The sequence below is a fragment of the Bradyrhizobium zhengyangense genome, from assembly GCF_022012555.1.
GTDB classification, from domain to species: domain Bacteria; phylum Pseudomonadota; class Alphaproteobacteria; order Rhizobiales; family Xanthobacteraceae; genus Bradyrhizobium; species Bradyrhizobium zhengyangense.
The window spans coordinates 105,305-119,021 of sequence record NZ_JAKLTZ010000015.1; the positions used below are offsets into that span (position 1 = coordinate 105,305).

The 13,717-nt window shown below is 65.0% G+C and carries 16 protein-coding genes; 11 read left to right on the forward strand and 5 right to left on the reverse strand.

What is annotated here, in order from left to right; genetic code table 11:
- Positions 1-2: 2 nt before the first annotated feature.
- Both L6639_RS34950 and L6639_RS34955 read right to left on the reverse strand, forming a co-directional pair.
- Positions 3-365, reverse strand: a complete 363-nt coding sequence (locus tag L6639_RS34950) for a hypothetical protein (RefSeq protein ID WP_237866189.1) — start codon at positions 363-365, stop codon at positions 3-5.
- Between the two features lie 122 nt (positions 366-487).
- Positions 488-1,501 (reverse strand): Spy/CpxP family protein refolding chaperone, encoded by a 1,014-nt coding sequence (locus L6639_RS34955; RefSeq protein WP_237866190.1) that lies wholly within the window; start codon positions 1,499-1,501, stop codon positions 488-490.
- Here L6639_RS34955 and L6639_RS34960 point away from each other — a divergent pair.
- A complete protein-coding gene (locus tag L6639_RS34960; protein WP_237866193.1) occupies positions 1,496-1,768 on the forward strand; it encodes a hypothetical protein in 273 nt (90 codons plus the stop codon). The two genes, L6639_RS34955 and L6639_RS34960, sit on opposite strands and share 6 nt — an antisense overlap.
- Before the next feature lie 118 nt (positions 1,769-1,886).
- Here L6639_RS34960 and L6639_RS34965 read toward each other — a convergent pair whose 3' ends face one another.
- On the reverse strand, positions 1,887-3,311 hold the full coding sequence (locus L6639_RS34965; protein ID WP_237866152.1) for an FAD-binding oxidoreductase: 1,425 nt from the start codon (positions 3,309-3,311) through the stop codon (positions 1,887-1,889).
- Between the two features lie 87 nt (positions 3,312-3,398).
- On the opposite strand from L6639_RS34965, the gene L6639_RS34970 reads away from it, so the two are divergent.
- Positions 3,399-3,902, forward strand: a complete 504-nt coding sequence (locus tag L6639_RS34970) for a thioesterase family protein (RefSeq protein WP_237866153.1) — start codon at positions 3,399-3,401, stop codon at positions 3,900-3,902.
- A gap of 53 nt (positions 3,903-3,955) precedes the next feature.
- On the opposite strand, the gene L6639_RS34975 is transcribed toward L6639_RS34970, so the two are convergent.
- Positions 3,956-4,126 carry a DUF1328 domain-containing protein gene (locus L6639_RS34975; RefSeq protein ID WP_128950323.1) on the reverse strand — a complete coding sequence of 57 codons (171 nt, stop codon included), beginning with the start codon at positions 4,124-4,126 and terminating at the stop codon, positions 3,956-3,958.
- A 240-nt stretch (positions 4,127-4,366) separates the two neighbouring features.
- Between L6639_RS34975 and L6639_RS34980 the strand changes: the two genes are divergently transcribed.
- The 9 genes from L6639_RS34980 (at position 4,367) to L6639_RS35020 (ending at position 12,851) form a co-directional block, all read left to right on the forward strand.
- Positions 4,367-6,955, forward strand: coding sequence for an ATP-dependent helicase (locus L6639_RS34980; protein ID WP_237866154.1), 2,589 nt, complete (start codon positions 4,367-4,369; stop codon positions 6,953-6,955).
- A gap of 8 nt (positions 6,956-6,963) precedes the next feature.
- The gene (locus L6639_RS34985; protein ID WP_237866155.1) at positions 6,964-7,245 is read left to right on the forward strand and encodes a type II toxin-antitoxin system HicB family antitoxin; all 282 of its coding nucleotides are present in this window, start codon (positions 6,964-6,966) and stop codon (positions 7,243-7,245) included.
- Positions 7,246-7,333: 88 nt separating this feature from the next.
- Entirely contained in the window at positions 7,334-7,750 is a 417-nt protein-coding gene (locus tag L6639_RS34990) for a hypothetical protein (protein WP_237866191.1), read from the forward strand.
- Positions 7,750-8,418, forward strand: coding sequence for an OmpA family protein (locus L6639_RS34995; protein WP_237866192.1), 669 nt, complete (start codon positions 7,750-7,752; stop codon positions 8,416-8,418). The genes L6639_RS34990 and L6639_RS34995 overlap by 1 nt, the downstream gene beginning before the upstream one ends.
- A gap of 170 nt (positions 8,419-8,588) precedes the next feature.
- Entirely contained in the window at positions 8,589-9,107 is a 519-nt protein-coding gene (locus L6639_RS35000; protein WP_237866156.1) for an Mpo1 family 2-hydroxy fatty acid dioxygenase, read from the forward strand.
- A gap of 29 nt (positions 9,108-9,136) precedes the next feature.
- Entirely contained in the window at positions 9,137-10,168 is a 1,032-nt protein-coding gene (locus L6639_RS35005) for an NAD-dependent epimerase/dehydratase family protein (protein WP_237866157.1), read from the forward strand.
- Between the two features lie 30 nt (positions 10,169-10,198).
- Positions 10,199-10,825: a methyltransferase family protein gene (locus L6639_RS35010; protein WP_237866158.1), complete on the forward strand. Its 627-nt coding sequence runs from the start codon at positions 10,199-10,201 to the stop codon at positions 10,823-10,825.
- A 286-nt stretch (positions 10,826-11,111) separates the two neighbouring features.
- The gene (locus tag L6639_RS35015) at positions 11,112-11,321 is read left to right on the forward strand and encodes a hypothetical protein (RefSeq protein ID WP_237866159.1); all 210 of its coding nucleotides are present in this window, start codon (positions 11,112-11,114) and stop codon (positions 11,319-11,321) included.
- Between the two features lie 225 nt (positions 11,322-11,546).
- Positions 11,547-12,851 (forward strand): PQQ-dependent sugar dehydrogenase, encoded by a 1,305-nt coding sequence (locus tag L6639_RS35020; protein ID WP_237866160.1) that lies wholly within the window; start codon positions 11,547-11,549, stop codon positions 12,849-12,851.
- 3 nt (positions 12,852-12,854) lie between these two features.
- On the opposite strand, the gene L6639_RS35025 is transcribed toward L6639_RS35020, so the two are convergent.
- Positions 12,855-13,679: an aspartate dehydrogenase gene (locus L6639_RS35025; protein WP_237866161.1), complete on the reverse strand. Its 825-nt coding sequence runs from the start codon at positions 13,677-13,679 to the stop codon at positions 12,855-12,857.
- Between the last annotated feature and the right edge of the window lie 38 nt (positions 13,680-13,717).

Here is a 13,717-nt window from a genome sequence, read left to right on the forward strand (position 1 = left end):
CGTTACTGAACCAGCGCCGGATGATCCCGCTGCGCCACCTCGCGGATCCAACTGGTGTGGATCGCGCGGAACAGGATCTGCGCGGTCTTGAGGTCGTTCGCCGTCATGCAGAGATTGACGATGCGATGCACCGCATCGTCGCGCATCAGGCCGTCGGAAATCTTCATGGCGATCTCCATCGCGACCTTCGCCGCGCGCTCATAACGAGCACTCTCGCCCTTGTCGTTTCGCGCAGTGGCGATGGCGCTCTGGGCCGCAGCGTCACAGATGGCACGGATACGCGCGGCGGCCTCGATGTCGCCGAGCGGCGATTCGATCGCTTCGTCCCAGATGTCTGCCCGCTGCTGCCTCGCAAACCACTTCATCGCCCCACCATCCGCGGTCTTCCAGACGTCGATCTGCCGCACTCCAGGCTCACTGAGCATAGAGAGACCAATCGAGATCGGCGAGACGATTTTTACGTCACGAACTTTCGCAGGGCGCGCATTCAGGATGTTCGACGCGGTCCGATGGCCTCAAACTGCGCCTTCTGCTCGTCATTGAGCGTGCCGTAGAAATCCTCCAGCGCCGCGCGAACCGACTTGACGCCGTCGAGCATGACATCGAGTCGCTTGCGGACGGCGGCCATCCGCGCCGGCGGCGTCATCACCTCGTCAGGCTGGCAGGCCGCCTTCAGCGATGTGCTGGCCCTGGCGCTGGTGTCCTGAAGCACTTGCAGCGCTGCGCGCTGGGTGTCGTTGGGATGGAGCCTCGCCTCGATCTCGGCGCCGGGCCAATCGAGCGCGGCAGGCGCACCGCAATTCTGGATCAGCGATGCACCGGCGTTGCCGGAATTGGTCGCGCGCCGCTGGTCTTCAGCGAGCGCATTGAAGCGCGCCTTCTGTTCGTCGGCGAGTGACCCGTAGAACTTATCGAGGGCCGGTTGAACGAGATCGACGGCCTTCTCCATCGCCTCGATGCGCTGCTGCATCGCCGCCAGCCGGCCGGGCGCCGTCGCCGCGACCTGCGTCGGGCATGACGCGCGGATCAATCCGGCCGCATCTATCGAGGCATTGCCGAGCTCGTCGAGGCTTGCGCCTTGTGCTTCAGTCGGCTGCACCGCGGCGGCAATCTGGTCGATCGGCAGACCGACGATCTCGCGGCGGTCGCTGCCGCAAAGCTGATCTAGCGCGACGCCTCGCGATTGCCGGCGTCCCCGCGGTCGTGACGGCAGATAGGCTGACAAAGCGTCGTAGCCATAGGGCGCGAACAGGCCGGCATAGATGTCCTGAAAGCCGTAGCCCCAGAAGCCGAGCCCGTCGCCCCAGATCGTGTAGTCGTAGAGGTCGTTGTACGCGAACGGCCAGAACAGCGGTCCGACCCAGCCGTAACCGCCCCCTGCATGTTGCCACCATCCGCTGCTCGCACCATGCCGGCCGGCGAGGGCGGCCGCAGCTGCGATCTGGGCGCGCGCCGCAGGATTGCTGATCAGACGACCGTTGCGGAAGGCGCTGGAATGCAAATTGAGCGCGTTGTGGAAATTCGCCGGGCGAACGGCCGCATTGCGGATCTGACCGAAGTTCGGTCCGCCATGTCGAGCGCCTGCCGCAAAGCGAGGCCCGCCATGATGCCCGCCGCCATGCGCGTGCCCACCCCCATGTCCACCACCGTGTCCGCCACCATGATGACCACCATGGCCACCGCCATGCCCGCCACCGTGACCACCGCCACCATGGCCGCCACCGTGTCCGCCTTTACCGAGAGCCGTGCCCGCCAACGCGCAGGCTAGCGCCATCACGGCGATCCCAATGACCGGTCGCAACATCGCATCCTCCCGCCATTGAGGCATCGGAAATGGACGGGAGATGGAACCGGCATATCAACGGAAAGTTCCGCGACGCAGCAGGCTACGCCTCCGGCACGATCTTGCCGGGGTTGAAGATGTTTTGCGGATCGAGTGCCTTTTTCAGCGCACGCATCGCATCGAGCGCTTCAGGGCCGAGCTCGGCCTTGAGATATTTCTGCTTGCCCTGGCCGATGCCGTGCTCGCCGGTGCAGGTGCCGTCCATCGCCTGCGCGCGTTCGACGAGGCGGTGCATGAACTCCTCGCCGCGGGCCATCTCGGCGGCATCGTTGGTGTCGCACACCAGCGAGCAGTGGAAATTGCCGTCGCCGACATGGCCGACGATCGGCGACAATAAATTAAGGCGCTTGAGATCTTCCTCGGTCTCGCTGACGCAATCGGCAAGGCGCGAGATCGGCACGCAGACGTCGGTTGCGACCACGCCGATGCTGTCGCCGGGCCGCAGTGCCTTGACGGACCAATAGGCATCGTGCCGTGCCTGCCACAGTTTTGTGCGATCCTCCGGCTTAGTGGTCCAGGAGAAATCGCCGCCGCCACAGTCTTTCGCGATCTCGCCGAATGCCTTGGACTGTTCGGCGACCTCGATCTCGCTGCCGTGGAATTCCATCAGCAGCAGCGGCGTCTCCGGCAGCGTCAGCTTCGAATAGGCATTGCAGGCCTTCACCTGCGCGGCATTGAGCAGCTCGATGCGCGCGACGGGAATGCCGGTCTGGATCGCCAGAATCACCGCCTGACACGCCCCGTGCACGGTCTCGAACGACACGGCGCCGGCCGCGATCGTATCCGGGATGCCGCGCAGGCGAATGGTCAGCTCGGAGATGATGCCGAGCGTGCCTTCGGCACCGACGAACAGATGCGTCAGGTCGTAGCCGGCCGACGACTTTTTCGCACGCGTCCCTGTCGTGATGATCTCGCCGTCGCCACGCACCACCTTCAGCGCCAGCACGCTGTCGCGCATGGTGCCGTAGCGCACCGCGTTGGTGCCGGAGGCACGGGTCGAGGCCATGCCGCCGAGCGAGGCATCCGCGCCGGGATCGATCGGGAAGAACAGGCCCTGGTCGCGCAGATGCTCGTTGAGCGCCTTGCGGGTGACGCCGGGCTGGATCACGCAGTCGAGATCCTCGGCATGGACCGCGAGCACCTTGTTCATGTCGCGCAGATCGATCGAGATGCCGCCGGCGGGCGCGTTGACCTGGCCTTCGAGCGAGGTGCCGGTGCCGAAGGGAATGACGGGCACGCCGTTCCTCGCGCAGATCCGCACCACGTCCTGGATGTCGGCCGTCTCCTGCGCCATCACCACGCCATCGGGCGGCTGGTTGACGATCCATGTCGTGGTATGGCCGTGCTGTTCGCGGACGGCCTGCGAGGTGATGAGGCGGTTGCCGAAGCGTGCGGCAAGCTGCTCCAGCGCGCTTGCAAGGGCTTTCGGCTCCGGCCGCGGCGGATTATTGGTGATTGATGTACCCACGGATCGTCCTCCCGACAGAAGAAACCGTGGCAAAGGACATCTCACCGGTCAAGTCAAGCGACCGGACGCATAGCCAGGGAATGAGACATGCCGGAGAGTGCCGCTTCGAAGCCCGCCGAGCCGTTCCGCAGTTCGATCATGCAGATCGAGCCGCAATGGATCGATTATAACGGCCATCTCAACATGGCCTATTACAACGTGATGTTCGACCGGGCGATCGACCAGATGTGGCTGCAGCTCGGGATCGGACCAACCTATATGAAGGACCGCAACGGCTCGACCTTCACGGCCGAATGCCACGTGCGGTATTTGCGCGAGATTCATCTCGGCGATCCCGTGCAGGTCTCGGTCTGGCTGCTGGAAGCCGACGACAAGCGCCTGCACACATTCCAGGAACTGCGTCACGCGACCGAAGGCTGGCTGTCGGCCACCTCCGAGAACATGTCGCTGCACATCGACATGGGCTCGCGAAAGGTGGCGGCGTTTCCGCCAGATATCCGCGAGCGCATCGCAGCCGTCGTCAAGACCCACAGCGCCGTGCCGCGACCCGAGGGCATCGGCCGGAACGTGGCGATGCCCTCGAAGCGATAAGAGAAGATGCTGCCGTCCACCTCTCCCCGACGGGGAGAGGTGAAGAGCGCGCGCTAGATCCTGCGGCCGCGGGCGAGGCCGACCACGGCCGAGACCAGGAACAGCACGACCGCGACGAAGAAGATGATCTTGGCGATTTCGATCGACGCGCCGGCGAGGCCGCCAAAGCCCAGGATACCGGCGATCAGTGCGATAATCAGAAACGTCACAACCCAGCTCAGCATGGTCAAAACCTCTGTTTCGATGACTGCATGCGTTCGGCGCGACTGAGGCGCCTCACTTGCAGAAACAATCGCCGGCTCGGAACATTGGTTCCGGCCGCCGGCCGCCGGAAATTCGCTCGGCGTCCAGGAACAAATCGGCCCGCCGTGCACGTGGAAAACCTCGTCGGGCCGCCCCATATAGGGGCCAATCCCTGTTAAGAAGGCTCCCTTCCGCCACCCCGCGGTGCCATCGTGGGGCCAATGATTCGCATGACCGAGCCGAGCAAGATCACCAGCGTACCCGACCACCAGCCCGCAGCCGGCGGCATCGCCGCGCGTGCGCGCGCCTCCGTGGGCCCGAAATACCTCTCCGGCCTCAATCCCGAGCAGCGCGAGGCCGTGGAGACGCTGGACGGCCCGGTCCTGGTGCTGGCCGGCGCCGGCACCGGCAAGACCCGCGTGCTGACCACGCGCATCGCGCACATCCTGAGCCAGGGCCGCGCCCGCCCCGCCGAGATCCTGTCGGTGACCTTCACCAACAAGGCCGCGCGCGAGATGAAGCACCGGCTCGGCCAGATGCTCGGCCATGCCGTCGAGGGCATGCCGTGGCTCGGCACCTTCCACTCCATCGGCGGCCGCATCCTGCGCTTCCATGCCGAGCTGGCGCAGCTCAAGTCGAACTTCACCGTGCTCGACGTCGACGACCAGGTGCGGCTGCTCAAGCAGCTCCTGCAAGCCGAGAACATCGACGACAAGCGCTGGCCGGCGCGCATGCTGGCCGGACTGATCGACGGCTGGAAGAACCGCGGCCTGACGCCGTCGCAGGTACCGTCAGGCGAAGCCGCGATGTTCGCCAACGGCAAGGGCGGCAAGCTCTATGCGAGCTACCAGGAGCGGCTGAAGATCCTCAACGCCGCCGATTTCGGCGATCTCTTGCTGGAGAACATCCGCATCTTCCGCGAGCACCCGGATATTTTGCGGCAATATCAGCAGCGCTTCAAATTCATCCTGGTCGACGAGTACCAGGATACGAACGTCGCGCAATATCTGTGGCTGCGGCTGCTGTCGCAGGCGCCGTCGTCTCTCGCCTCTCCCCGCGTGCGGGAAGAGGCCGACGCGCAAAGCGCGGCGGGTGAGGGGGACTCTCCGCAAGCTGGGTTCGTGGAAGCAGCCCCTCACCCCAACCCTCTCCCCGTAAAGGACGGGGAGAGGGAGAAAAACCACGTCAAAAACATCTGCTGCGTCGGCGACGACGATCAGTCGATCTATGGCTGGCGCGGCGCCGAGGTCGACAACATCCTGCGCTTCGAGCACGATTTCCCGGGCGCGAAAGTGATCCGCCTCGAGCGCAACTACCGCTCGACCGGCCACATCCTCGCCGCCGCCTCGCACCTGATCGCGCATAATGAAGGCCGGCTCGGCAAGACGCTGCGCACCGAGGACCATGACGGCGAGAAGGTCACGGTCACGGGCTCCTGGGATTCCGAAGAGGAAGCTCGCGGCATCGGCGAGGAGATCGAGCAGATCCAGCGCAAGGGCGAGAAGCTCAACGAGATCGCCATTCTCGTGCGCGCGTCCTACCAGATGCGCGAGTTCGAAGATCGCTTCGTCACGCTCGGCCTGCCCTATCGGGTCATCGGCGGCCCGCGCTTCTACGAGCGCGCCGAAATCCGCGATGCGCTGGCCTACTTGCGCGTCATCAATTCGCCCGCGGACGATCTCGCCTTCGAGCGCATCGTCAACGTGCCCAAGCGCGGCCTTGGCGATGCCACCATACAGTTGCTGCACGATCACGCCCGCAAGCGCCGCATTCCCTTGTTCGACGCGGCGCGCGCGGTGGTCGAGACCGACGAGCTGAAGCCGAAGGCGCGCGGGTCCTTGCGCGACGTCGTTGCCCAGTTCGATCGCTGGCGCGCCCAGCGCGAGGTTACCGCGCATACGGATCTCGCCCAGATCGTGCTCGACGAGAGCGGCTATACCGAGATGTGGCAGAAGGACCGTTCGGCCGATGCCGCGGGCCGGCTGGAGAACCTCAAAGAGCTCGTGCGCTCGATGGAGGAGTTCGAGAACCTGCAAGGATTCCTCGAGCACATCTCGCTGGTGATGGACCGCGAGGGCGGCGCCGAGGACGACGCAGTGTCGCTGATGACACTGCACTCGGCCAAGGGCCTCGAATTCGACAACGTGTTCCTGCCCGGCTGGGAGGAAGGCCTGTTCCCGAGCCAGCGCACCCTCGACGAGCAGGGCCGCGCGGGGCTCGAGGAAGAACGCCGGCTCGGCCATGTCGGCCTGACCCGCGCCCGCCGCCGCGCCATGATCTATTTCGCCACCAACCGCAGGATCCATGGCACCTGGTCGACCACGATCCCGTCGCGCTTCCTCGACGAACTGCCGGCGGCCAATGTCGAGATCACGGAATCCAAGGGCGGCTCGGCCTGGGGCGGCACCGGCGGCTACGGTGCTTCGCGCTTCGACGACATGGAAGCCTTTGGCTCGACCTATTCGACGCCGGGCTGGCAGCGCGCGCAGGCCAATCGCAACCGCGGTGGCGGCCGCAATGGCGGTGGCGGGCGCGGCGGCTTCGAGGAAGAAGCCGCAACGTTCTCCTCGTCGTCGTCAGGCCCCGATTTCGGCAGCTTCTCCTCGCGCCGCCGCGGTCCCCTGACGATCGAAGGCGAGTTGGTCGCCAAATCCACCGGCACGACGTCGGAATTCTCGCTCTCCGACCGCGTCTTCCACCAGAAATTCGGGTACGGCCGCGTCACCAAGATCGACGGCAACAAGCTCACCATCGCCTTCGACAAGGCCGGCGAGAAGAAGGTCGTGGACAGCTTTGTGCAGCGGGCGTGAGCGCCGACATGGCGCACTACGTGGCCATCATTGAAGACAACGGCCCTGACGACGTCAGCCTGTGGTTTCCGGACCTGCCCGGCTGCATGTCCGGCGGCGACGACATCGACGAGGCCCTGGAGAACGCACCCGAGGCCATCGCATTCTATGCCGAGGAGGTGATCGCGGACGGTGGCGAGCTTCCTCCGCCGCGAACACTGGACGAGCTCAAAGCTGCCCCGGAATTTGCCGACGCGATCCGGAACCACACGGCCGTCCTGATCGAATGGCCACCCCTCGCCGAGGAGTGAGGACTGTTCGCCGCACTCGCCGGACTCTCGACAGTTCGGGGGCGATCAGCCCTTGACCATGGCGAACTTCCCCGTATCAGATGCAACCATGATCCGGGGCTTCATCACACTGATCGTGCTTGCATTGGGGACGCCGTCGCTCAGCGCGGCGGAGACCATGAGCTTTGGCGATTCGATCGGGCTCCTGGCCAGGAGCTGCGGTGCGGAGATCGTCGCCAATTGCCGCGGCGTCAATCCGGACTCGACCCGCCTGAAGGAATGCCTGTCCCGCAACCGGGACGTGCTCTCCCAGCAGTGCCAGAGCGATTACCTCACCGCGTTCGACGCCATCCAGAAGCGCGTCGCCGCCCGTGTCACGGTCGCGAACGCCTGCCAGCGCGAGATCGTCAAGGTCTGCGGCGGCTCGACAAAGGAGACCAGCAAGTCGATCCCCTGCCTGATCTCGACGCCCAAGGGCATCAGCAACAACTGCCTGAAGGCCGTCGACGAGGCGGGGTATCGATGATGCGCGCAACCGGGCACAGCACCGCCGGCATCGGCATCGCCTTGGGCCTCGCGCTGCTCGCAGGCGCCGCGGCCGCGCAGACTGCGCCGACCCGCGACGACATCGTCGGCAAGCTCAATCATTTCGAGGAGGCCCCCGAGGTCGACCTGCCCGCGCTGAAGCAGCAGGTGATGGAGCGGGCCAAGGCGAGGATCAAGAACGATCCGGGTCCGGTGAACCGGCCGCCGATCGCGCCCGACCTCGCCAAGCTGCCCGCCTTCAACGCGCAGATCCAGTTCGACGCCGATACGCCGATCATCCAGCCGGAGTCCTACCAGACCGTTGGCCGGATCGCCGACGCGCTGGTTCACGCGTCGCTGCTTCCCTACACGTTTCTCATCGTCGGCCACGTCGAGTCCAATCAGAAGACGCGCGAGGCCAACGCGATCCTGAGCCAGCGCAGGGCGGATGCGATCCGCGACGTGCTGGTGAACACGTTCAAGATTTCGACCAAGCGGCTCCAGCCGATCGGCCTCGGCGAGGAGCAGTTCCTGGACCGCGCCAAGCCGACCTCGGCCGTCAACGGCCAGTTGCAAATCCTGACCTTTGCCAAAGTGCCCGAAGAAGCGCCTGCGCATCCGGCGGCGGCCCCTGCGCCTGCGGCGAAAAAGCCCGCCAAGAAACGCTGAGCGCCCGGCCTTCACGGCAGCGGAACCCGTTGAAGTTTTGATTATTTTGTGACCTGTCTCACAGCGCGACATCAAGGTCTTGCGCGACAATAGTGCCGGTTTGTGCACTGCCCTGTCAGGTGCTATAGGCTGTTTTCGCCCTTCCCGACCCCGTGCTGCACGAGACTGAAATGGCTGGCTATTTTCAACGCCAACTGGCCGACTATGTCGAATATCATCGCGATCCCTGGAATTGCGCGATGCATGTGGTCGGCATTGTCCTGCTCTTCACTGGCGCGACGCTGCCGCTGACCCTGGTCCATTTCTCCGTGTTCGGGGTCGAGGTGAGCCTTGCGGTGATTTTGGCCCTGCCAGTGCTGGTATACTGGCTGATGCTGGATGCCGGCGTCGGGCTCGGCATCCTGGTGTCGATGATCGTGCTGCTATCGGTCGCAACCGCGATCGGCAATCAGGTTTCGACCGCCATGATGTGGTCTATTTTTGTGGTGCTGATCGGATCCGGCGTCGCGGCCCAGACCGTTGGTCACAAGGTGTTCGAGGAACGGCAACCGTCCATGGTCGACCACCCCACGCATTTCCTGCTTGGACCGATGTTCGTTATGGCAAAATTATTCATTGCATTGGGCTTCCGTCGCGACCTTGCCGCGATTCTGGCGCCAGTTCCGACCAATTCCCTTTCGATCCGTTAGTTCTAGAAGCGAAACAGCAAACCTTCTGCATGACTCTCGTACTGGTTACCGGTGGCAGCGGTTTCATCGGACAGCATCTCGTCGAAGCGCTCCGCGCCCGTGGGCAGCGGGTACGTGTTCTCGATGTCAGGCCGCCGGCGACCGCGAATGCGGACGTCGAGTATGTGCGCGGCTCGGTGCTGGACGCTGCCACGGTCGATGCTGCGGTTTCGGGAGTTGATCAGGTCTATCACCTCGCCGGCCTGCCCGGCATGTGGGTCGCCAACAAGCAGGACTTCCACGACGTCAATTTCCGCGGCACCGAGGTCGTGCTTGGAGCTGCGATGAAGCGCAACATCTCGCGCTTCCTGCATTGCTCGACGGAATCGATCCTGTTCCCCTACGCCAACCTCAACGGCGTGGCCGCCGAGGAAGCCTTGCAGCCGGCCGACGCGATGCCCGGCGCCTATACGCGTTCGAAATCGCTCGCAGAGCATCACGCCGCGAAGGCCGCGGCCAGCGGCTTCCCGCTCGTGATCGGCACCCCGACCATGCCGATCGGCGCTGCCGACCACAATCTGACGCCGCCGACGGCGATGCTGTGGTACTTCCTGCAGAAGAAGGTGCAGCCGCATCTCGACTTCCTGGTCAATCTCGTCGACGTCCGCGACGTCGCCATGGGCCTGTTGCTGACGATGGAGCGTGGCCGCATCGGCCAGCGCTACATCCTCGGCGGCGATTGCGTCAGGCTCGGGCAGATCCTGCGCATGATGTCGGCGATGAGCGGACGGCGACAATATCCGGTCGTCGTTCCCGGCAAGATCGCCGAGCTCTCCGCGATCATGCTCGAGAAGGTCTCCGATCACATCACGCGCCGTCCGCCCAACGGCACCGCCGAGGGCGTGCGCATCGCGCTGGCCGCGAGCGACCTTTCAATCGGCAAGGCGCGTGACGAGCTCGGCTATGCGCCGCGCCCGATCGAGCCGGTGCTGCGCGAAACCATCACCCACCTGCTCGCCCGCAACGGCCAGCAGCCCTCCGGCGCCATCGAGCATCACGCGCTCTCCTCGCGCGCGAGCTGATCTGCCGCCCAAACCAAAGAACCTTTCCGCATGTCCTTTGATTTCAGCAAGCTTCTCTCCGTGGCCTGGGGTGGCTGGACCACGACCTGGCCGACCGAGCTCCTGGCCCTGATCTGGCTCGCCTTTCTCGCCAGTTGGGTGGGCGCTTCGTTCTGGCAGGGACAGACCAAGAAGCAGGTCATGACGCTGGAGTCGCAGCGCTATCGCCTGCCGATCCTGGTCGGCGGCATCCTGTACACGCCATTCATTGCGGAGGTCATGGGCTGGAAGCCGCTCTGGGTGCTCGGCAACACCGGCATCGCCATCGCCGCGATCCTCTCGGTCGCCGGCATCGCCTTCGCATGGTGGGGGCGGCTGCATCTCGGGAAGTTCTGGTCCAACACCATCACCCACAAGGAAGACCACCGCGTCATCGACACCGGCCCCTACGGCATCGTCCGTCATCCGATCTACACCGGGTTGATCTTCGGCATGCTGGTGACCGGCGTTGCGATCGGCATGGTGACGACGATCCTCGGCGCCATCCTGATCTCGCTCGGCATGTGGCAGAAGGGCCGGATGGAAGAGGTGTTCCTCTCGAAGGAGCTCGGCGAGGACGCCTACGGCGCCTATTGCCGCCGCGTGCCGATGATCATCCCGTTCACGTCGCCGCGGTGAAGCTGCGGACGTCCGCCTATCGCATTCGCCGCAGAGCGCTCCCCTCGTCCCGTCATCCTGAGGTGCGAGGTTTGTGATGCGCATGCATCGCAAGCCGAGCCTCGAAGGATGCACGGCCGTGATGCAGCCGGGCCATTCATCCTTCGAGGCTCCCCCATGGCGCGCGTTGCGCCCCATGGCTCGCACCTCAGGATGACGGATTGGTAAGCGCGGGATCAGGCAGGAACCGCCTCTCCACTCACCCGTTAGCCCCGTGACACCTGCTCCAGACGCAGAGCATTGCGCCATGTCGGACGCCTACGATTATTTTCGCGCGCACGCGATTGCGGCACTCTGCAAGGCGCGGGCGCTGCCGCCAGGGCGGCCGAAGCTGAAGCAGCGCACCGTCGCGCGCGTCTATCATCTCCTGTCCAAGGAGGCAGCGCTCACGCCGAACGTCCATCATCTCGATGATTTCAGGCATGCTCGACGGCCGGAGCAGCAGGTTCGGCACTGATCCGCATCCCCCTATGCAAATTCGATCAGCAGCCATTCCACGGGAATAGCCACGGATCGAGTTCCGGCCCGGTTGACCTTTTGACCGTGACCCAGTTGGATGCGCGCGCAAAAAGGGCACGTCGACGTTCCATCGTCGATCTGGCGAGATCGACGGTCAGGCCTCAAGCCCGCGCGGGGCTTGATGCGATCCGGACTGTGCCGCAGGGTTCGACAGGGGCTTCTCATGACTTTTTCCAGCATCTTTGCGCAGTTCGTCGCAGTGCTCGGCGGCATCGCGCTGCAATGGCGGAAGCTGACCGGCACTGAAGCGGCGCCGGCCTGGGGCCAGGCCCCTTCCATTCCCGAGGCCAAGCCGCAAGGCGCGATCCCGACCTTGAAGATGCCGACCGCGCGCGGCTGGAGCCAAGGCCAGAAGCCGACGGTCGCAGCCGGGCTCAAGGTCAACGCGTTCGCGAGCGAGCTCGACCATCCGCGCTGGATCGAGGTGCTGCCCAATGGCGACGTGCTGATCGCTGAAGCGACGCAGATCGCGGGCGCCCCGCGCAGCGTGTTCCACTACGCGATGCAGGCGACGATGCGGCGCGCCGCGGCGCTGGGCGTCTCCGCCAACCGCATCACACTGTTGCGCGACAAGGACGGCGACGGCGTTGCGGAAGTCCGCGGCGCCTTCATGGAGAACCTCAACCAGCCATTTGGCATGGCGCTGGTCGGCGACACCTTCTATGTCGGCAACACCGACGGCGTGATGGCCTTTCCTTATGTCGCCAATGCCGACAGCATCACCGCGCCGGGCAAGCGGCTCACCACGTTCAAGCCGAGCGGCCACTGGACGCGCAGCCTGCTCGCCAGCCCCGACGGCAAGAAGCTCTATGCCGGCGTCGGCTCGCTCAGCAACATCGCCGAAATGGGCATGGAGGTCGAGCAAGGCCGCGCCGCGGTCTACGAGCTCGATCTCGCCGCCGGCACGCATCGCATCTTCGGCGCGGGCCTGCGCAATCCGGTCGGGCTTGCGTGGGAGCCAACGACGGGCGTGCTCTGGACCGTCGTCAACGAACGTGACGGTCTCGGCGACGAGACGCCGCCCGACTATCTCACCTCGGTGCGCGACGGCGGCTTCTACGGCTGGCCCTATTGCTATTGGGGCAAGACGGTGGACGACCGGGTGCCGCAGGATGCGGCGATGGTCGCCAAGGCGCTGCAACCTGATTACGCGCTCGGCGGCCATACCGCTTCGCTCGGCCTGTGCTGGATGCCCGCAGGGACCCTGCCCGGCTTCGGAGACGGCATGGTGATCGGCCAGCACGGCTCGTGGAATCGCAGCACGCTGTCCGGCTACAAGCTGGTCTTCATCCCGTTCGCGAACGGAAAACCCTCCGGCCCCGGTCGCGACATCCTGTCGGGCTTCCTGTCCCCGGACGAGAAGGAGTCCTACGGACGCCCGGTGGGCGTCGTGATCGGCCCCGACAAGAAGTCGCTGCTGATGGCCGACGACGTCGGCAACGTGATCTGGCGCGTGACGGGCGCTTAAGAATTACGTTCCAACGCAAAGCGTGGCGCGCTGCTTGCGGAGCAGCGCGATCACGGACAGTGCGGTGATCATTCCGGTCTTGGGATTCTCGGACGGGATGTTCTCGATGCTCATCGAGAACCGCGCCGAATCCGCTTCGACCTCGATACGGTGAACGTTGCGCGTCACGGTGGGATCGGCCCACACCTGCATCTGGGTGCGATCAGGCCCGATGCCCGCCAGCGACAGCGCAACGGCGACATTGACGTTCGCCGGAAAGCCCTTTGCGGCGTCACGTGCGGATCCCTCGAACAGCTTGAGCGGCTCGCGCAGATTGTCGATGTCGATGTTGTTCTGAACGATGAACGGCGCGCCCCTCAGCCCGTCGATCGGCTTGCGCGTGACCATCTTCACCGAATGGATGGTGCCGACTGCCGCGGCGTTGACGGCATCGAGCCCGATCAGCGCACCGGTCGGGACAAGAATGCGACCGCCCTTGGCGCGGGCCAGATCGACGAGATCGAAATTGTCGAGCAGCCCGCCGACGCTGACGACGACCGCGGACCTGCCGCGCTTCACCGCGGGCTCGACGATCGCGCGTAACTGGCTGCTCGGCGCGCATTCGACCACGATGTCGGCGGCGTCGCCAAGCTGGTCGATCGGCAGGATTTGCGGCCGATGACGCAGGCCACTGAGGAAAGCCTGATGCTTGGCAGGATCGCGCACCGCCACGGCTGATAGCGCCAGTCCTTCGATGCCCTGATCGAGCGCGGTCACAATCTTGCTGCCGATCGAGCCCAGGCCCGCGATCGCTACTCGCAAGTCGTTCGAGGCTTTCTGATCGGTCATCGCATCCACCTTTTTATCCAGACCAGTGTCATAGCCGC